Annotated in this window: 17 protein-coding genes and 3 pseudogenes; 2 read left to right on the top strand and 18 right to left on the bottom strand. The window is 47.3% G+C overall.

The annotated features are described in order from the left end of the window. Positions 1-581: 581 nt before the first annotated feature. The 10 genes from LIZ87_RS16185 to LIZ87_RS16230 form a co-directional block, all read right to left on the bottom strand. Positions 582-1,283 (bottom strand): response regulator, encoded by a 702-nt coding sequence (locus tag LIZ87_RS16185; RefSeq protein WP_227148421.1) that lies wholly within the window; start codon positions 1,281-1,283, stop codon positions 582-584. Further along, positions 1,276-3,969, bottom strand: coding sequence for a sensor histidine kinase (locus LIZ87_RS16190; RefSeq protein WP_227148422.1), 2,694 nt, complete (start codon positions 3,967-3,969; stop codon positions 1,276-1,278). The genes LIZ87_RS16185 and LIZ87_RS16190 overlap by 8 nt, the downstream gene beginning before the upstream one ends. Before the next feature lie 72 nt (positions 3,970-4,041). Beyond that, positions 4,042-4,560, bottom strand: a complete 519-nt coding sequence (locus tag LIZ87_RS16195; protein ID WP_227148423.1) for a LysR substrate-binding domain-containing protein — start codon at positions 4,558-4,560, stop codon at positions 4,042-4,044. Between the two features lie 35 nt (positions 4,561-4,595). Then, positions 4,596-5,243: a potassium channel family protein gene (locus LIZ87_RS16200; RefSeq protein ID WP_117785753.1), complete on the bottom strand. Its 648-nt coding sequence runs from the start codon at positions 5,241-5,243 to the stop codon at positions 4,596-4,598. Positions 5,244-5,253: 10 nt separating this feature from the next. Continuing rightward, positions 5,254-6,585, bottom strand: coding sequence for a TrkH family potassium uptake protein (locus LIZ87_RS16205; RefSeq protein ID WP_227148424.1), 1,332 nt, complete (start codon positions 6,583-6,585; stop codon positions 5,254-5,256). A 112-nt stretch (positions 6,586-6,697) separates the two neighbouring features. Continuing rightward, positions 6,698-7,108, bottom strand: coding sequence for a CBS domain-containing protein (locus LIZ87_RS16210; RefSeq protein ID WP_227148425.1), 411 nt, complete (start codon positions 7,106-7,108; stop codon positions 6,698-6,700). Between the two features lies 1 nt (position 7,109). Further along, a complete protein-coding gene (gene kdpC, locus LIZ87_RS16215; protein WP_227148426.1) occupies positions 7,110-7,718 on the bottom strand; it encodes a potassium-transporting ATPase subunit KdpC in 609 nt (202 codons plus the stop codon). A 14-nt stretch (positions 7,719-7,732) separates the two neighbouring features. Beyond that, a complete protein-coding gene (gene kdpB, locus LIZ87_RS16220) occupies positions 7,733-9,802 on the bottom strand; it encodes a potassium-transporting ATPase subunit KdpB (RefSeq protein WP_227148427.1) in 2,070 nt (689 codons plus the stop codon). Positions 9,803-9,817: 15 nt separating this feature from the next. After that, a complete protein-coding gene (gene kdpA / locus LIZ87_RS16225) occupies positions 9,818-11,632 on the bottom strand; it encodes a potassium-transporting ATPase subunit KdpA (RefSeq protein ID WP_227148429.1) in 1,815 nt (604 codons plus the stop codon). A 187-nt stretch (positions 11,633-11,819) separates the two neighbouring features. Further along, entirely contained in the window at positions 11,820-12,011 is a 192-nt protein-coding gene (locus tag LIZ87_RS16230; RefSeq protein ID WP_186871672.1) for a hypothetical protein, read from the bottom strand. A 185-nt stretch (positions 12,012-12,196) separates the two neighbouring features. Between LIZ87_RS16230 and LIZ87_RS16235 the strand changes: the two genes are divergently transcribed. Then, on the top strand, positions 12,197-13,171 hold the full coding sequence (locus tag LIZ87_RS16235) for a DNA topoisomerase (protein ID WP_227148472.1): 975 nt from the start codon (positions 12,197-12,199) through the stop codon (positions 13,169-13,171). Beyond that, a pseudogene (locus LIZ87_RS16240) lies at positions 13,164-14,627 on the top strand (SNF2-related protein); the annotation flags it as partial. The gene LIZ87_RS16235 and the pseudogene LIZ87_RS16240, both read left to right, overlap by 8 nt. A 39-nt stretch (positions 14,628-14,666) precedes the next feature. Here the strand turns inward: LIZ87_RS16240 and trxB are convergent. From trxB to LIZ87_RS22740, 8 genes and pseudogenes are all read right to left on the bottom strand, one after another. Further along, positions 14,667-15,572 carry a thioredoxin-disulfide reductase gene (trxB, locus tag LIZ87_RS16245; RefSeq protein ID WP_227148473.1) on the bottom strand — a complete coding sequence of 302 codons (906 nt, stop codon included), beginning with the start codon at positions 15,570-15,572 and terminating at the stop codon, positions 14,667-14,669. Positions 15,573-15,635: 63 nt separating this feature from the next. After that, positions 15,636-15,962 (bottom strand): annotated as a pseudogene (locus tag LIZ87_RS22930) (thioredoxin family protein); the annotation flags it as partial. A gap of 67 nt (positions 15,963-16,029) precedes the next feature. Beyond that, the gene (locus tag LIZ87_RS16255) at positions 16,030-16,335 is read right to left on the bottom strand and encodes a hypothetical protein (protein ID WP_227148431.1); all 306 of its coding nucleotides are present in this window, start codon (positions 16,333-16,335) and stop codon (positions 16,030-16,032) included. A gap of 2 nt (positions 16,336-16,337) precedes the next feature. Next, a complete protein-coding gene (locus LIZ87_RS16260; RefSeq protein ID WP_227148433.1) occupies positions 16,338-17,288 on the bottom strand; it encodes a hypothetical protein in 951 nt (316 codons plus the stop codon). Positions 17,289-17,340: 52 nt separating this feature from the next. After that, on the bottom strand, positions 17,341-17,718 hold the full coding sequence (locus LIZ87_RS16265) for a desulfoferrodoxin family protein (RefSeq protein ID WP_227148435.1): 378 nt from the start codon (positions 17,716-17,718) through the stop codon (positions 17,341-17,343). A 19-nt stretch (positions 17,719-17,737) separates the two neighbouring features. Beyond that, complete coding sequence (gene rbr / locus LIZ87_RS22935) at positions 17,738-18,298, bottom strand: rubrerythrin (RefSeq protein ID WP_334301016.1); 561 nt, start codon at positions 18,296-18,298, stop codon at positions 17,738-17,740. Positions 18,299-18,316: 18 nt separating this feature from the next. After that, a pseudogene (locus LIZ87_RS22940) lies at positions 18,317-18,886 on the bottom strand (4Fe-4S binding protein); the annotation flags it as partial. 2 nt (positions 18,887-18,888) lie between these two features. Further along, positions 18,889-19,518: a rubredoxin-like domain-containing protein gene (locus LIZ87_RS22740; protein ID WP_227148439.1), complete on the bottom strand. Its 630-nt coding sequence runs from the start codon at positions 19,516-19,518 to the stop codon at positions 18,889-18,891. Positions 19,519-19,568: the final 50 nt, after the last annotated feature.

Raw genomic sequence — 19,568 nt, forward strand, 5'->3', positions numbered from 1 at the left:
CAATTATCTCGAATTATCGAGTTGAAGGAAAGTCGACGAGTTATATACCATTTACGAAACGATTTTGAATATCGACAGACAGAAACGGCAGGAACAGGAGAAGAAAACTGTCCGCTAATAAGAAATGCCACGGCTGTTGCTCCGAAAATGGAGTAGCAGTCGTGGCTCTTTTTTATTTGCAAAATTATTTCTGACTGTCCAAAAAGTAGGTTAAGAAGCGTTATAATATATAAAAGAATATTGGAGGTACAATGTAAAAAAAATAAGCAGTTTTACATTTAAATCCGCAATCCTTTGTCTTATATGGACTGTACATTACTATGCCAAACGATATACAGGTGGTCTTGTAGATGAACAAGACAATATCGTTTGCGGTATTGTTTGTTTTGTGTGTATTGTAGTCATTTTAGTAAAAATTGTTGGTATCTGCAAAGACAAAAAAAGGGTTAAGGCATTACATGGTAATCGCCAGGATGCCATGCAGCATTACCATCATAAGGATAATAAGGGACGTAGGAACCAGCCCAAGAAGAATAATTAGCGAGGCCGGCCATGTGCGAACACCAGCCGACCTCATATCATTAATTTACTTTTATCATACGGTAACCCACGCCAATATGTGTTTGGATGTATTGTGGGGACTCCTCTGTTGGCTCCAGCTTTTTCCGCAGTGTTGCCATAAATACCCGCAGAGAAGCTACATCGTTATCCCAACTGCGGCCCCAGATGTTTTGTGTGATAAAGGTATGGGTCAGTACCTTGCCAACATTCTTGGACAGCAGGCACAACAACTTATACTCAATGGGCGTCAGGTGCAGTTCGTTCTCTCCCAGATAAGCGCATCCCCCAGCATAATCCACTTTCAGTTTACCATTAACAAATACAGAACTGGCGGTTACCATTTCCGCCGTCATCAGGGCGAGTCTGCGCTGCGTCACCCGAAGTCGAGCCAATAATTCTTCAACAGAAAAAGGTTTTGTCAGATAATCGTCAGCTCCGGCATCCAATGCATGAATTTTGTCATCATCTTCACTTCTGGCGCTAATTACAATGATGGGGGCGTTGGACCAGGAGCGTACCGTTTGAATGACTTGAACGCCATCCATATCCGGCAAGCCCAAATCCAGCAAGATGATTTCAGGATTGTGCGATGTGGCCTCCATAATGGCTGTCGAGCCATTGGGCGCTACCACATAACGATAATCATTTGTTTTCAATGTGGTTGTAATGAGATTTCGTACAGATGGGTCATCCTCAACCACTAATATCAAAGGTTTATTCATGAAGTTCTACCTCCCCGGCGGGTAATGTAAATGTGAACACAGTGCCATTGGGCTGATTGTCTGATACGGAGATTGTGCCGCCGTGGGCGGTCACGATCGACTTGCAGAGGGACAGCCCCAATCCAAGGCTTCTACGGCTATCGACCACTTTGTTGGCCCCACTATAAAACATGTCGAAAACACGAGGCTTCTGCTCATCGGGAATCCCAGGCCCATTATCGGCAACTGAAACGATGACCCATTTGTTCTTCTGCTCAGTGTGTATTTCGATTACCGAACCGGCAGGGGTATATTTGATGGCGTTATCCACCAAATTGATAATAACCTGAACGATCAGCTTCGCATCAATGTGGGCAAGGATAAAGTCTTTACCGCTGGTCACACGAATGGTGTGTTCTTTACTCTTTCTGTTGATGTGCTTCAGTGCTTCAGAAACGACCTCATCCATGAGTTCGATACTTCGAGTTAGATTGACCTGTCCGCCCTCAATTCGTGTGACTGCCAACAGGTTTTCAACGAGATTAATCAGCCACATGGAATCGTCATAAATATCGGTAAAGGTCTGCTCCCGCAATGCATCGTCCATCTTTTTATAATTTGCAAGCAAATTGCCTGCGCTGCCAGAAATCGCTGTCAAAGGGGTTCGAAGATCATGAGAGATTGCCCGCAGCAGGTTAGCACGAAGCTGTTCATTTTGCGCCAGAACAGCCGCTTCCTCTTTTTCTTTGGCGTTTTTGATGTTTTCAAGTGCCAAAGCGCACTCGCCCAGAATAGAGAGGAGTACGCTGTTTTCGAAAGAGTCCAGCGGAATACCGTTCACCGCAATACCAGCCACTCCATATACATGCTGGTTGACCCGAATCGCAAGGTATAAACACTTTGCACTGGATAATGTATCTGTTGTGGCACCGGCGTGTTTATTGTTTCGGAAGACCCAATCGGCGACTGCTTTCTCGTTCTCAGAAATTAAATCTTCCTGAATGCTATTAACAGCACGAAAAACGTTAGGGGTGGCAAGTTCTTTACCATCAGACAGGTAGACGACAATATCTTTTTTCAGTAGCTTCATGAGCTGCCCTGCCGTAGCGGTGATTACCGCATTCTCATCCTGCTCTTTTTGCAGAAGCTGGTTGGTTTCAAAAAGAATCTTTGTACGGTAAGCTGTATGGGCAGATTGTTTCGCATTTTCTTTCAGCCGGGTAGCGAGAGATCCGGAAAGCAGTGTTACTATAAACATAATGGTAAAGGTAACAATATAGTTCGGATCGTCAAAATGGAATGTCAGTCTCGGAGTGGTAAAAAAGAAATTGAAAACCAGCACACTGACAACCGAGGTCAGAATCCCGCACAGTCGGTTGGTTGTGATTACAGCGGTCACAAGTACGCCTAATATGTAAACTGCGATAATATTACTCTCCGTGAACCCAAGAGCGTCAAAGCCACAGCCAATCAGTGTAGCTACCAGCAATACGACTATACTCTTCAGAACATCACGCAGGGGCATCGCATCTACCTGCGCCTTTCTCTTTTTTTCCTGATAGCTGGTTCCTGTGCTGGCATCCGGTATCACATGAATATCCAGATTAGGTACGCTGGAAATCAGGCGTTCCGTCAAGGTGGGCTTGCTGAAAATATTCTTTCGTGCAATGGTACTTCGTCCAATTACGATTTTTGAGATGCCGGAAAGACGGGCAAATTCCGCAATCTGATAAGGCACGTCATCGCCATAACTTGTCTCAATCGCAGCGCCAAGTTGCTGGGCTAGACGCTTATTATCCTGCAAACGCTTTTTATCATCGTCACTCATCGCCGCTGTATTTGGCGTTTCCACATAAAGAGCGGTAAATGTTCCCCGAAAGGCTCTTGCCATCCTTGCAGCAGTCCGAATGATTTTTGCGTTGGATGGCGACGAGGAAAGACATGCCAGAATGCGCTCGTCTGTATGGTAATCGCCTCGGCTCTGTACTCTGGCGCTTTCCGTCAGCAAGTTCACCCGGTCGGCGCACCGACGGAGGGCGATTTCCCGCAATGCGGTGAGATTTTCCAGCGTGAAAAAATTAACTGTTGCCCGTTGCGCCTGATCTTCCCGGTACACATTTCCACTTGCCAGTCGTTCCAGCAACTCCGCAGGCTCAATATCCACCAGTTCTACCTGATCTGCTTGATCAAAGGTGGAATCCGGAATGCGCTCCCGCACAAGAATTCCGGTGATAGAGGCTACTGTATCGTTGAGGCTCTCGATATGTTGGACATTTACAGTCGTATAGACATCAATTCCAGTATTTAGCAGTTCCTGAACATCCTGATACCGCTTCGTGTGCCGACTGCTTTCGGCGTTGGTATGGGCAAACTCATCCACCAGTATGAGCTGGGGATTTCGCTTGAGCGCAGCATCAATATCAAATTCACGAAGGGTCATTCCTTCGTAAGCAACTTGTTTCACAGGAAGCTGCTCCAAGCCGTCCAGAAGTGCCATCGTCTGGGGTCGGGCATGGGGTTCTATGTATCCAGCAACCACATCGATGCCACGCTCCTTAGCCTGATGAGCCGCCTGAAGCATGGCATAGGTCTTTCCGACACCTGCGGCATAACCGAAAAAGATTTTGAGTTTTCCGCTTTTCTTAATGGATGCATCGTTACGGATCGCACGAAGAAGCTGATCCGGATCTTGTCTTGGCAGTTCCATTTTAACCCTCCTATCTGTCACTCAAGTAAAAGCGATTCCCTTTTTCAATATTATAACACACAACGTCAAAACCTACATCTGCGACTGATCCACGGCAAATTTGTTCAGGCATCCAATGAAAAAATCGATGACGGGTGATTTTTTAGAATTCCTCCATAGTGCTTTTTGCGTGATTTGATTCTGGGTAATCGGCTCAATGGGCAAGTCAGCATATTCCATCACAACCGGGGCGCAACGAAGAAGCACCATCCGTGCATTATAATGAGTTTTTTCTGATATGTCTGTATTCTCTGGTAAAAAAATTATGTCCAATTTGTGCGTTTCCAGTTCTCTGCACAATTCACTTTCTTCTCCACTGAAAATATGGATAGAGACATCCGGATGCTGCTTTCCGTAAGTCTCAAAAGCATCTGCGAGACCTCCTGCCATTAATGGGTTGGAAAAACCAATTCTCAAGCTGTTTTCGCTGTAGGTCAGAGCGGTTTCCTGCTCATTCCAATTGTTTTCCAGAAAAACATCCAGTTTTTTCATCAGAAAATACCCAAAAATAAATATAGCTGATGTACTTACAAGTAAAATAACATCCTGCATGGATTCACCCCCCATTCCCTTGATTTTTCTTGAAATCAAGTATGAAAGCACTTTTGCAAATTTCTGTTACTTCCCAACGCCAACATGGTATCTCCTGCTTTCAGCACTGTGTCTGAAGAAATAGATAACTCCAGCTTGCCGCTTTTCTTGATTCCCATAATGTTAATGTTGAATTTTTTACGAATATCGAGCTCTCCAATCGAATGGTCCGCCCAATCTTTGGGAATGGGAATCTCAAACATGGCATGATTTTCATCCAGTTCTATGTAATCGAGAATGTGATCCGCACTGTAACGGATTGCTGTCCACTTTGCAAGCTGTTTTTCCGGGTAGACTACTTCATTTGCACCGTTACGCAGCAAAAATTTTTCCTGAACGTCAGTTGCAGCTCTGGAAACTACAAACCTCGCTCCTAATTCACTGAGCAGAGAAGTTGTTTCCAATGAACTTTGAAAGTTGTTGCCGATGGCCACAATGCATACATCATAGTTGCGAACACCGAGAGATTCCAAGAAATCGGCATTCGTACTGTCTCCAATCTGTGCGTTGGTAACAAGGGGCAGAACAGCCTCTACACGTTCCTCCGAAGTATCTACCGCCATCACCTGATGACCCAAATGATTTAAGTGCAGGGCAATATGCTTTCCAAATCGCCCCAGACCAATTAGAAGAATTGATTTCATAATGTCTCCTTTATCCTACTGTTATTTTTTCCTTTGGTAGTTTTGAAACTTTCTTTTGTGCACTGGACAAGGCCGCAAAAATCAATGTAAGGCCACCTACTCGCCCAAAAAACATCAGCAGAATCAAAACACTCCGTGAGAGCAGATTCAGTTCCGGTGTAATCCCCAGAGACAGGCCGACTGTGCCAACAGCCGAGGCAGTTTCAAAAAGGCAGGTAAGCATGGGAAGTCCTTCGGAAACGCTGATGATAAGGCCACCGGTACAACATAGCGTAATATACATTAGCGAAATTGTCGCTGCGTTTTTTACAACATCATCATCGATGCGACGTCCAAAGAGGTGTGCATTTTCTCTGCGCCGAAAGGTGGAAATTGCAGTAGTAAGCAAAACAGCAATGGTTGTTGTTTTCAAACCGCCTGCGGTAGACCCGGGACTACCGCCGATCAGCATCAGCGCAATGGTGATAAATTGTCCGGCCTCACTTAAATCCGTTAATTCCACCGTATTAAAACCCGCCGTTCGTGGTGTCACGGCTTGAAAGAGAGAAGATAAAAGCCGTTCCTTTTGGGTAAGATCAGCAAACTCAAAAAAATAAAAGTACATTGCCGGAACGATCAATAAAACCGCTGTGGTACAAAGAATCACCTTACTCTGCATCCGATATTTGTGAAAATGCAATCGATTTGTCCGAATATCATCCCAAGTCAGAAAGCCAATGCCGCCAAACACAATCAAGAACATAATCGTAAAGTTTATGACTGGATTCGCTGCATAGCTGGTCAGGGAGGAAAAGGGAGTGCGCACACCCAACAGATCAAAGCCTGCGTTGCAAAAAGCGGACACGGAATGAAACAGTGCCATCCAAAGGCCAATTTTTCCGAAGTCACGGCAAAACACTGGTGCCATCACGGCTGCACACAGCAGTTCCATCACCAATGTCACCCTAACGATAAAGCCAGTCAGGCGAACGATTCCTCCTACCTTTGGCGCTGAAATCGCCTCCTGCATGGTACTGCGCTGCATCAAAGAAATCTTCCGCCCGGAAATCATTGCAAAGGATGCGGCTACGGTAATAACCCCCATGCCTCCAATCTGAATCAGCAGTAAAATGACAAACTGGCCGAAGGCCGACCAGTATGTTGCCGTATCATGTATAATGAGTCCGGTTACACAGACTGCTGAAGTAGAAGTAAACAATGCCTCCGAGAAAGGCGTTGCCAGTCCGCTGCGACTGGAAAACGGTAGCATTAAAAGGAAGGTGCCGAAAAGGATCACACCGGAAAACCCGAGGATGATAATTTGAAACGAAGTCAACTTCCTTTTTAACAACACTACTCCCATAACTGCAATCCTCCTTTATACCCCTTTATGTGCCCTTAATCATAAATCAAAGGGCGTAAAGAAGGTAAAAGAGAATGCGTATATGTATTAAGGCCGTCTAAAGATGCAGGACTTATTCTTTTTTATCACGAGCTTGTGCCAGAAATTCAATCAGCCGTTTCCTTGTCAGAATCCCGCATAGAACATTCCGGCCATCAACGATGGGGACAAAATTCTGATTCAGCATTGAAGTTACAACCTGCTCGAAATCTGCATCTATTTGTAACGCAGGGTAAAAATTTCTGCGAACAATGCTGCCAAGTCGGTATCCCTCCTGTACTTTCAAGTCTGTTGTCTGGCAAACAAGAAGGTGGCGGAGGAAATCTCCCTCCGTCACGCTTCCAATATACTGTTCCTGATCATTCAGTACCGGGACAGCGGTATAGCCATGTACCATAAACCGTTCCAATCCCTGACGAATCGTATCCTTTTCATAAAGAAATACAGTGGAGATTTTGGGAATCATGATTTTAGCTATGTTCATTTCACCCCTCCAGAATACCGTCCAGCACCAGATTGACTTCCAGCACATTGACGGTCTCTTCACCAAAGATGCCAAGGAATCGTCCGTCGGTGCAGTTTTGGATGATCTCACGCACTTCATCTTCGGTCATATCATTTGCCTTTGCAATGCGTGCTACCTGATATTCCGCTGCTGCCGGGGAAATATGGGGATCAAGCCCACTGCCGGAACAGGTGACAAGGTCCACCGGAACAGCTGTTTCGTCCATTTCAGGATTTGCATTGCGGAGCTTTTCTACACGTTCTGCCACAAGCTGTGCATATTCCTCACTTGCCGGAGAGAGGTTGGAGGGAGCGGCGTACATCAGTGCCTTTCCGTTTTCATCCGTATAGGTTGAAACATCAATATTCATAATGCGCCCCCACATATGGGCTTCATCTGTATATTGCTGTCCAAGTAATTCACAGCCATATTTTTTCCCGTCTACTTCAATGATACTTCCATTGGCATTATCCGAGAAAATAAGCTGAGCAATTCCTGTGACAACACCCGTATAGATCACGCCGCACAGCAGAGTAAAGATTAAAAAGATCATACCTGCCTTTGGTAATACACTTTTTATTGTTTTCATGATATATCCCCTCCTTATACCAGGCCGGTGAACACCAGCAGAACATCAATCAGTTTCACAAAGATAAAGGGAGCCGCCAGACCGCCCAAACCATAAACAAGCAGGTTCCGTGACAGCAGCTTTCCAGCAGCAACTTCACGATATTTCACACCTTTTAGCGCCAACGGAATTAGCGCAATAATGATGAGTGCATTATAAATAATCGCAGAGAGGACAGCGCTTTGCGGGGAATGTAGCCCCATAATATTCAGAGTAGACAGTCCCGGATAAAGTCCCATAAACAGCGCTGGAATAATGGCAAAGTATTTTGCCACATCGTTGGCAATGGAGAAGGTAGTCAGGCTGCCTCGTGTCATCAAAAGCTGTTTGCCGATGCGAACAATGTCGATCAGTTTTGTGGGTGAAGAGTCCAAATCCACCATGTTACCTGCTTCTTTGGCCGCTTGTGTGCCGCTGTTCATGGCAACTGCAACATCTGCTTGTGCCAAAGCCGGAGCGTCGTTGGTGCCGTCGCCTGTCATGGCGACCAAATGACCCTTGGCCTGAAAATCACGAATCATTGCCAGCTTTCCTTCCGGCGTTGCTTCCGCAAGGAAGTCATCCACACCGGCCTCGGCAGCAATGGCCGCAGCAGTAATCGGATTGTCGCCGGTGATCATAATGGTCTTGATGCCCATTTTCCGCAGATCTGAGAATTTCTCCTTCACACCCTGCTTGATAATATCCTTCAAATAGATAACGCCGAGAATCTTGTGGTTCTTAGCCACAACCAGAGGTGTGCCGCCCTTGGACGCAATAGACTTGACAACTCGATCACAGTCTGGAGAATACATTCCGCCTGCATGGGTCACATAACTCTGCATGGCATCTGCTGCGCCTTTTCGGATTTCGTTGCCGTCAAAGTCGACGCCGCTCATACGAGTCACGGCAGTAAATGGGACAAAGTGCATATTCTTGTCCTGAAGGCTTCTGCCACGAATTCCAAACTGCTCCTTTGCCAGCACAACAACGCTTCTGCCCTCGGGGGTTTCATCGGCCAGAGAAGAAAGCTGAGCGGCATCCGCCAGTTCCTGAATATCAACACCATCTACCGGAATGAACTCCGATGCCTGTCGATTGCCCAGGGTGATTGTTCCGGTTTTGTCAAGCATCAGAATGTCTACATCACCGGCGGCTTCAATGGCACGTCCACTCATGGCCAGAACATTTGCCTGGTTCAGTCGGGACATACCGGCAATACCGATGGCGGAAAGCAAGGCACCAATGGTAGTAGGCGCAAGGCACACCAACAGCGCTACCAGAGTTGTTACAGAGGTGGGATTCTCAATTCCCGCCAGCTTTGCAGAAAAAATGGAATAAGTGTAGAGAGAGACTGTCACCAAGATAAAGATAATGGACAAGGCTACCAGAAAAATCTGCAAAGCAATTTCGTTGGGCGTCTTCTTCCGGGCAGCACCTTCTACCATCGCAATCATCTTGTCCAGAAAGCTTTCTCCGGCTTCGTTGGTCACTCTGACAACAATCCAGTCCGACAGTACAGTGGTGCCGCCGGTTACAGCACTGCGGTCGCCGCCTGCCTCACGAATTACAGGAGCGGATTCGCCGGTGATGGCGCTTTCATCCACAGATGCCGCACCTTCTATGATTTCGCCGTCTGCCGGAATCTGCTCTCCTGCTTTGACAATCACCAGTTCCCCTTTTTTCAGCAGGGCGGATGGAACCACAGTCACGCTTTCCTTCTGCGATACGGAGGGAATTTTATGTGCGTCCACATCCTTTCGGGATGCCCGGAGAGAATCTGCCTGTGCTTTACCACGACCTTCTGCAATGGCCTCGGCAAAGTTGGCAAATAGCACGGTAAACCAAAGGATAATGGCAATCGCCAGTGTATATCCGCTTGGAGCGTCTTTTAACCCGAACAGGGATACCACCCAAAGGATACTGGTCAAGATCGCAGACACAAAAACCAGAAACATGACCGTGTTTTTTGCCTGTGTTTTCGGACTTAATTTCGCAAAAGAATCTTTAATTGCCCTGCCGAGCATTTTCCGGTCGGCAAAAGCACTTTTCTGTTTTGTACGCATATCTGTAAACCTCCTTTACGCAATGCTGCCAAAGAACTCAGCAAGCGGACCAAGGGCAAGCGCCGGGAAGAAGCTCAGCGCACCGATCAGCAATACCACAACAATCAGCAGGAAAACAAACATTCCATTTGTGGTAGACAAGGTGCCCGCAGTCGTAGCAATTTTCTTTTTCCCAGCCAGGCTGCCTGCAATTGCAAGTGTGCCGATGATGGGCAGAAACCGGGCAAAGAGCATCATCAGTCCCAGGCTTACATTCAGAAATACGGTATTCGCATTGAAACCGACAAAGGCAGAGCCGTTATTGCCGCCACAGGATGAGTAGGCATACAGCATTTCAGAGAAACCGTGGGCACCGCCGTTATGCAGGCTATCCATGACAGAGGGTACTACAGCGGCAAGGCCGCTGCCGACCAGAATTGCAATGGGTGTTGCAAGGCAAACCAGTACCGACCATTTCATCTCATAAGGCTCAATTTTCTTTCCAAGGAATTCCGGAGTGCGGCCTACCATCAGGCCAGCAATAAACACCGCCAGAATGGCAAAAGCAAGCATACCGTAAAGACCGCAGCCCACGCCACCGAAAATAACCTCGCCGAGCTGCATCAGCAGCATAGTCACCATACCGGCAAGCGGCGTGTAGCTGTCATGCATGGAATTTACAGAGCCGTTAGAAGCTGCTGTGGTGAAGGCTGCCCAGGTAGAGGACGCTGCAATGCCGAAGCGAGTCTCCTTGCCCTCCATATTGCCGCCTGCCTGTTCTGCCATTGACATATTGACTGCGCCGTTTTGTGCAAGCTGGGATGTTCCAACCTGTTCAGTAACGGCGATGCAGCTCAAGGCAACAACCAGACAGAGAAACATTGCCATAAAGATTGCAATACCCTGCCTCTTGTTCTTTACCGCAGAACCGAATGTGAAACACAGTGCCGCCGGAATCAGTAGAATGGAAAACATTTCGATCAGATTGGTAAAGGCATTGGGATTTTCCAAAGGATGTGCGGAGTTGACGCCCATATAACCGCCGCCGTTGGTGCCGGTCTGTTTGATTGCGACCTGGCTGGCCGCAGGACCCATCGGTACGAACTGCTCGGTGACGATCTGTGCATTCGAAACGATTTCGCCATCTACAGTGACGGTTTCGGTGTCTAAGTCAATTACCGCATCCTCAAGGATTTCGCCTTCTGCACTGACGGCAATCGGTTCTACAAGGGATACTGTTTCTGCACTTTTCAGGTTCTGAATCACGCCGCCGCCTACCAGCAACAGAGAAATGACCAGATTCAGCGGGAGCAGGATGTGAACTACAATGCGGGTCAAGTCCACCCAAAAGCTACCCAACCCGGAGGATTTCACCTTGATAAAGCCACGGATCAATGCAAATAGAACGGCGATACCTGTGGCTGCGGAAACAAAGTTCTGAACAGTCAGACCTAAAGCCTGAGTGAGATAACTCAATGTGGATTCACCGGAATATGCCTGCCAGTTTGTATTGGTAATGAAACTTGCAGAAGTGTTAAATGCCAAATCCCATTTCACACCGGAAAGATTCTGCGGGTTTCCGGGAAGAACTCCCTGCAGAAGTTGAAGCAAGAACAGAAAAACAAGCCCGATACCGGAAAAAATCATTACACTTACTGCATATTTTTTCCATGTCATCTGTTCTTCTCTGTCTACACGCATAACCTTGTAAATCAGGTTTTCGCACGGTGTCAGAACTTTGGACAAAAAAGTTTTCTCGCCGCTCATGACGTTTTTTATGTATGCGCCCAGCGGAATTGCCAAAACAACCAGAATGGCAAGGTATAAAACATACTGAATCATGGTGCTCATGCCTGATCATCTCCCTTCATTAAAATATAGACATACCACAGCAGCATTGCTGCCGCACATACACCTATGAGTGCAATTAGCATTTGCATAAGATTCATCCTCCTTTTTTGCTGTCCCCAATATCATAAAACCTTTCCTCTAAAAATGGCATTAGTCATCTTTTGTGCGTTTAAAGATGAAATAAAGATTACAACCAACCCAAAAGCCATGCCATAGGAAAGGCGATAACGATCGTACTGATACAGACACACGCCAAAACCAGTAAGGGCATTCCAACAAAGATGGAGATGAAGCCAAGTAGCGGATGATGCCAAATAAAGCGCTCCGCTTTTGCGTCAAATCTCTGTTCAAATCTTCTCGCCGCATTTGTTATGCTCATAATTGTTCACCTCATTTCTTTCTTGCAAGGCCATAATACCGCTTAAAGTATTAAATGGGGAAAAGGGTCCTGCAATCGAAACTAAGACTGTATAAGTCTTTAAGAAAAAAAGAGCCAGGCCCGGAAGAGGACTGACTCATTCATATAATGATTTTGAAATTGTATTTTCGAGAAGAGAATGCAATCTGAGCGAACTTCCCAAAGGAGAACTTGCAATTTTGCAACTGATCTCGAATCGGTTGTGCGTAGCTGTTGGCGATCCGCACCGATACGCAGAAACAATTATTGAGTTGGACTGTGGCGGCACAGCGTTCTCCGCAAAGGGAAAAACCATCGTGCAGGATGGATGGAAAGCTCTGATTCAGAAAAATGATTCGACAAAATCCGACGAAAATGTGCAGGCACTCCCTTCTGTTTCCGTTGGTGACGAAATGACCGTCAGCGGTACGGAAATCAAGGAAGGAAAAACTTCTCCCCCAAAACACTTTACTGAGGATACACTGCTTTCTGCTATGGAAACTGCTGGTGCAGATGAAATGCCTGATAAGGTGGAGCGCAAAGGTTTGGGAACTCCTGCGACCCGTGCCGGTATCATTGAGAAGCTGGTTCGTATCGGTTTTCTGGAGCGTAAGGGTGATAAGAAAACCAAACACCTGATTCCGACTCACAAGGGTACGGCTCTGGTAACAGTCATGCCGGAACAGATTCAGTCTCCATCCATGACGGCGGATTGGGAAGAAAAATTGTTGCTCATTGAAAAAGGCGAATATGCCAGCGAGGATTTTATGGACGAGATCAAAGATGTGATTGCCGGTCTGATTCAGAACTATGAAGTGATCCGTGATTCCGAGGTTCTGATGTCGAAAGAAGCCAATTCTATCGGCAAATGCCCGCTCTGCGGCAGTGCTGTAGAGGACAAAGCCAAGGCGTTTTTCTGTTCCAACAGAGCCTGCAAATTTGTCCTCTGGAAAAACAATCGCTACTTTGCGAGCATCGGCAAGAGCATGACTTCTGCCACGGCACAGAAACTGCTCGGTTCCGGCAAGGTAAAGCTCAAAAATTGCAAGTCCGAAAGGACGGGCAACACCTTTGATGCCACCGTGTTTATGGAGGTATCGGAGGATGGCAAAACGAAGTTCAGTATGGAATTTGAAAATTGATGTGCGTTTGGGAGCAACATGGATTGATGCCGATTATATTCAGCAGTTCATGGAGGAAACCTTTGAAACTCCGTATTACCTGCGCCGTTCCATTGAGGTCAAGTTCTCCGAGCTGACCGCAGGGTGGCGCATCAATGGTAAGAGTTCGCCCAACTACAACGATGTGGCGGCGTATGTCACCTACGGTACAGAGCGAGCCAACGCATATCGAATTTTGGAGGAAACGCTGAATCTGAAGGATATTCGTATCTATGATACGATTGAAGATGCGGATGGCAAGCAGAAGCGTGTTCTCAACAAAAAAGAAACGACCCTGGCACAGCAGAAACAGCAGGCAATCAAGGATGCGTTCCGAGATTGGATTTGGAGAGATCCACACAGACGAGAAACCCTTTCCACCAAGTACAATGAACTTTTCAACTCCACCAGACCTCGTGAGTATGATGGCTCTCATATCCGTTTCGGCGGCATGAACCCGGATATTACCCTCCGTGAACACCAGAGAAATGCTATCGCTCATGTGCTTTATGGTGGAAATACGCTGCTTGCACACGAAGTTGGTGCGGGCAAGACCTTCGAGATGGCAGCATCGGCTATGGAGAGTAAGCGGCTTGGACTGAGCCAGAAATCCCTGTTCGTTGTGCCGAATCACCTGACCTTACAGTGGGCAAATGAGTTCCTGCACCTCTATCCGAGTGCCAAGCTCCTTGTTGCCACCAAGAAGGATTTTGAAACAGCAAACCGTAAGAAGTTTTGTGCGAGAATCGCCACCGGTGACTATGATGCGGTTATCATCGGTCACAGTCAGTTTGAAAAAATCCCGCTTTCTGCCGAACGACAGGAACGGCAGCTTCGAGAGCAGATTGATGAGATCGAAGGTGCGATTGCGGAGCTGAAATGGCAGCGTGGCGAAAACTTCACCATCAAGCAGATGGAAAAAACACGAAAATCACTGGAAGCCAGACTGGACAAGCTCCTCGCCGCCGACAAGAAGGATGATGTCATTACCTTTGAACAGTTGGGTGTAGACCGGCTGTTTGTAGACGAAAGCCATGCGTTCAAGAATTTGTTCCTCTACACAAAAATGCGAAATGTGGCAGGTCTGTCCACCTCCGAAGCCCAGAAATCTTCGGATATGTTTATGAAGTGCCGCTATATGGATGAGCTGACCGGCGGGCGTGGCGTGATTTTCGCAACCGGTACTCCCGTAAGTAACTCGATGACCGAGCTTTATACGGTCATGCGCTATCTCCAGTACAGTACACTCCAGCAAAAGAACCTGACCCATTTTGATTCCTGGGCATCGACCTTCGGAGAAACGACAACTGCGATTGAGCTTGCACCGGAAGGAACCGGCTATCGTGCCAGAACCCGATTCGCAAAGTTCTTCAACCTGCCTGAGCTGATGAATATGTTCAAGGGAGTTGCCGACATCAAGACCTCTGACCAGTTGCATAGAATTGGCTTCAGCCATTTTTTAATATTTTCTTTCATCTCATATTCCTCCTGCTAAATATTCCTCTGCATAGTGAACAGCGGTTGCCCCATCGGCTACAGCAGTCACGACCTGCCGCAATGCCTTTGTGCGGACATCCCCAACGGCGAATACACCGGGGATGTTGGTGCAGGTACTCTCATCTGCGATAATGTATCCAGCCGGATCAATCGTAATCTGATCTTTCACCAATTCGGTGGAAGGTTTTCTTCCGACGCTGACAAACACACCGTCGCAAGCAAGCGTGCTTTCCTCTCCGGTTTTCACATTCCGAGTCCGGATACCGGTCAGCTTTTCGTTATGGAGCAGTGTGACGATCTCACTGTCCCAGAGGAATTCTACATTTTCCGTTTTCATCAAAGGCTCATGGTAGATCTTTGTTGCTTTTAAGGTATCTCTCCGGTGAACGACGATGACTTTTTTGCAGATACGGGAGAGGATAAGGGCATCCGCCGCAGCGGTATTGCCACCTCCTGCGATGACAACCGTTTTGTTCCGATAGAACATTCCGTCACAGGCTGCGCAGTAGTGGACACCTTTGCCGATTAACTCCTGTTCACCATCAACACCCAGCTCTCTGGGGCCAGCTCCGGTAGCGAGCACAATGGTCTTTGCGTACATAGGGCCTTCGCTGGTCACCGCTTTCTTTATAGAACCGGACAGTTCCAGGGACAGCACCTCAGTCAGCTTGGTTTCCACTCCAAATCGTTCCGTTCCTCGCTTCATCTTTTCTCCCAGGGAGAAGCCGTCGATACCATCCTCGAAGCCGGGATAGTTGTCGATTTGCTCGGTCAGAGCCATCTGCCCACCAGCGGACAACTTCTCTAAAACCACGGTGTTCATACCTGCTCTGGCGGCATAAAGGGCTGCGGTATAGCCGCCGGGACCACCTCCTACCACGATCATGTCGTAAATATGCTGCACAGTAGTTGCTTCCTGCGTCTGGTGCTGTAAAGTTTCTTCAATGAACGCCACCAACTGCGCCCTGGATTCCGGAGCGACGATAGAGCCAAGAGCCTGTCCGCTGTGATAGATCAGCAGAGTAGGGACAACTTCTATAGCTTCGGCCTCAGCCAATTCCGGCTCATCATCAATGTTAACCGCAGTGAATACCAGCGTATCCTTATATTCCTCAGCCACGCTTTCCAATGCCGGAGCCAGACGGCGGCAATATACGCACCAAGGGGCTGAAAATTCCACCAGAACAGTTTTTCCGCTATGCACCATTTCTTCAAATTGATTTCTATTGATATTGATAACTGCCATATTGCCAGCTCCTTTCCTTTGTTTGATCATAGTATAGCCAATCTAAAATAACATTTCGGTGATGATATCACATAAAAAGAGCGGCATTGCTGCCGCTCTAAACTTTTTCGCTATTAAGTAATTCGAGGATATGTTCACTGGAACGGATGATTTGAGACTGCTTTTCTTTTATGGATGTTTTTCTTGTCTCCTCCAGCGAGAGAGAAGCATATAAATGAACCGTGTTTGCTTCCTGCCGGAGAGAATCGCTATACTGTTCAGCGGCAAGATCTTGCTTCTCAAGTATACTAATTTTACTCCGGAGATCACTAATCTGCTGTTGAAGTGATATCACTTTTTTCTTTTGGACATAGAGGAAATAAGCAAGAAGCAACAGGATGAGTGAAAAGATAATAATAATCATTCTTAGTTCTTATCCTCCTTTGTCAAAAGATAAGCCTTAACTGCATTACGGAGAGTTTCCGGTAGAACAGGCAAGGGCAAGACGGTCAATTTACCCGCATTCTTTTCAATCGCTATTTCCGATTCCGGTTGATTGGACAGAAGAATCACGGGTGTTCTTTTATCTGCCCTCCATGGCTGATCTGGCTGTTTTGTCAGAGGTTCTGTAACAATCCAAAGCATAGGCTTTTTCTTGCCAAGTTCTTTTCTTGCAGCTTCCGGGGTTTCAAATACAAGGATATGTTTGGATAAGTTTTGAAGTACCAGTCTCAGTCCGTTCCCATAGGCTGAATCACTGCACATAATAGCAATCGTGGCATTTGATTGCTCATCTTGTGATGCCTTTATAAAATCAAGAACTGGCGTATTATAAAGGTTGAAATCTTTCTCTGTATGTACTGCTTCATAATAAGCTCTGGCCGCTCGGCACATTCTTCGGCAAAACTGTTCAATATCAATACGGATGTCCGTGAGGCTGTTGGCAGAACTTATTCTATCCAGTTGGCAAACTGAGGTTCCGCAATTCACACCCAAGTGAAAACGAATCGAGGTATTGTCCTCAGTATTTGCAAAGCCTTTGTTCTGGTGCAGGTATTCGCATCGAAGCTGCCAGCATCGTTCTCCGCAGATATAGGGAGAGATATCCTGCGCAGAGACTTTAAAGAAAGGTGCTGCGTATGTATCAAACCAACGAATATATTGATTTCCTACATCACGGGTTGGTCTCTGATTTCTGTCCAGAACAGCACGCCCATCCCGATAACGCTTTACAATTTCTGGGAAAGCAATGCCGCCGCAAATATCAGGCAAAGTCAGCGCCAATGCCAAAGCAGATTGCCAGCGTCCATCCTCAATGTTCAGTTCTACTTCCTCTATGCGATGTAAAAAGGTAAAGCTGGCATTGTCTTGACTCATAGGTATCCTCCTGAAAAAACCGCCTGCCGGAAACCGACAGGCGGCATACTTTTTACACTTCAGTCATCCACAGGCCGTGGAGATTGCAATAGGCGTAAACCGCAACCGCTTTATCATCTCCCAAGCAGAAGGTGACATTGGGTTTGTCATCGGGTTTCAGAGCCTTGCGCTGCCCACCGTTTTCGGTCTGGACATAGACCCACTCAATGAAGTGTTCCGAAAGCATCGGATGATCCACGCTGCCCACATTGACGGTGACGGTATTGCCCTCTACCTTAACCACAGGCTTGTGTTTCTCGCCGCTGGCTTCTACGGTGTTGGGTACCAGAGCAGTCATTTTCTGACCGCAGCACATCATAGGAACACCTGCATCATGGATCATACCCACCAGATTGCCGCAGTGTTCACAGACAAAAAACTTTGCCCCCATTTTCATTTCCTCCGTTTTATCAATAGTTTTCCGCACGCACTTCGAAGAATGCCTGAGGATGCTTGCAGACAGGGCAGATCTCAGGAGCCTTGGTTCCTACTACGATATGTCCGCAGTTACGACACTCCCAGATGGTAACGCCGCTCTTCTCAAATACCTGCATAGCCTCGACGTTACTCAGCAGCTTGCGGTAGCGCTCCTCGTGCATCTTCTCAATGGCAGCTACGCCACGGAATTGTTCAGCCAGATCATGGAATCCTTCCTCGTCAGCCTCACGGGCCATGCGGTCATACATATCCGTCCACTCAGCGTTCTCGCCTTCGGCAGCATGGAGAAGGTTCTCGGCAGTATCGCCCAGTTCGCCCAGAGCTTTGAACCACAGTTTGGCGTGCTCCTTCTCGTTCTCTGCGGTATGTAGGAACAGAGCAGAGATCTGTTCGTAACCGGCTTTTTTGGCTACGGAAGCAAAGTAGGTATACTTGTTGCGGGCCTGAGATTCCCCAGCAAAAGCTTCCCACAGATTCTTCTCGGTCTTGGTACCTGCATAGGGATTTTTTGCCGGAGCTGCAGCATCCTCAATCTTCACAAACTTGTCGGCAGGCTGCTTGCAGATGGGACACTTAAAATCAGGTGTCATAGGGCCTTCGTGAATGTAACCGCAGACTGTGCATTTCCATTTTTCCATTTTCTTTTCCTCCATTTTTTCATTGAATAGAATGTTTTTTAACAGAGATTCCACAGCATCCACCGGAATGCCGGGATACGTTTTAATGCTTTCCAAGAATGCCCTGGTGTTACCGCTCTGAGGCAGCATAAAGCCGGCTTCCCTGCACAGATCCTCAGCCATCAAGCGAGAAGATTTTTCCACAGCGACGCTCAAGACATCGGGAAGCTGCGAAGCAATGTTCTCTGCATTGGCTTTGCTTTGAACTAAGCCACGAAGTGCTTCGACAACTTTTTCTTCTTTCGGCTGCTGGGGCGGAAGTTCTTTTGGAACCATAGAGATTGCAGAGGATGGACAGGCTTCGGCACAGGCACCGCAGCCGATACACTTTTCAGGATCAATGATGCTGTTCTCTGTATCAGTCGCTCCGGTAGGGCAGACATAGAGGCAAAGGCAGTCCTTAGTACATAAGCGAAGATTTCTTACTGCATATTTTTCAGCCATAGTTATGCCCTCCCTTCCACTTTTTCAAATTTCCAACTGGGAACCTTACACACGGGACAAAGCTCTGGGGCTGTGTCGCCCACATAGACAAAACCACAGACCGTACAAACCCAGACACCGGTGTTTTCCAACATCTTATCTCCCTCAGATTCATAGCGGGTCAGCAGAGACTGGAGCATTCGGGTAACCTTTTCGCTCCACACCTGACAGCGCAGACCACCCCGATCCAGCTTTTCACCGGCTACTGCATTGCCGTAAGGATATCCCACTGAGAGATCCTGTTCGATGAGTTCCAGCAGCCTGGCAGTGCTGGCCTCCTCGACGGGCACAGCCTTGCTCCTGAAGAACTCTGCCAGTTTTCTGAAATCATCTGCCTGCTGGGGCAGATACTGCTTTTCGCAGCCACGGGCCAAGTTTGAGCAGATGACGCTCATTTCCATGGGAGAGAGCTCCTTGTCTACATGAGGCTTTTCGAGGATCTTCTGGGATGTTGTTTTTTCTTCTTTGGGTTTGAAAGCGTCTTTGCCTGCTCCGCAGAGGGGACACTTCCAATCGGTGGGTAGGTCTTCCCACTTGCCACTGACAGCTTCATCGTGAACGTAGCCACAAATGCTGCAAACATATTGTTTCATAGATTTTACAGCCTCCTTTGTCTATATTTTGCCAAATCACGACACAAATT

Source organism: Lacrimispora sp. 210928-DFI.3.58, assembly GCF_020554865.1.
In the GTDB taxonomy this organism is placed as follows: domain Bacteria; phylum Bacillota; class Clostridia; order Lachnospirales; family Lachnospiraceae; genus Enterocloster.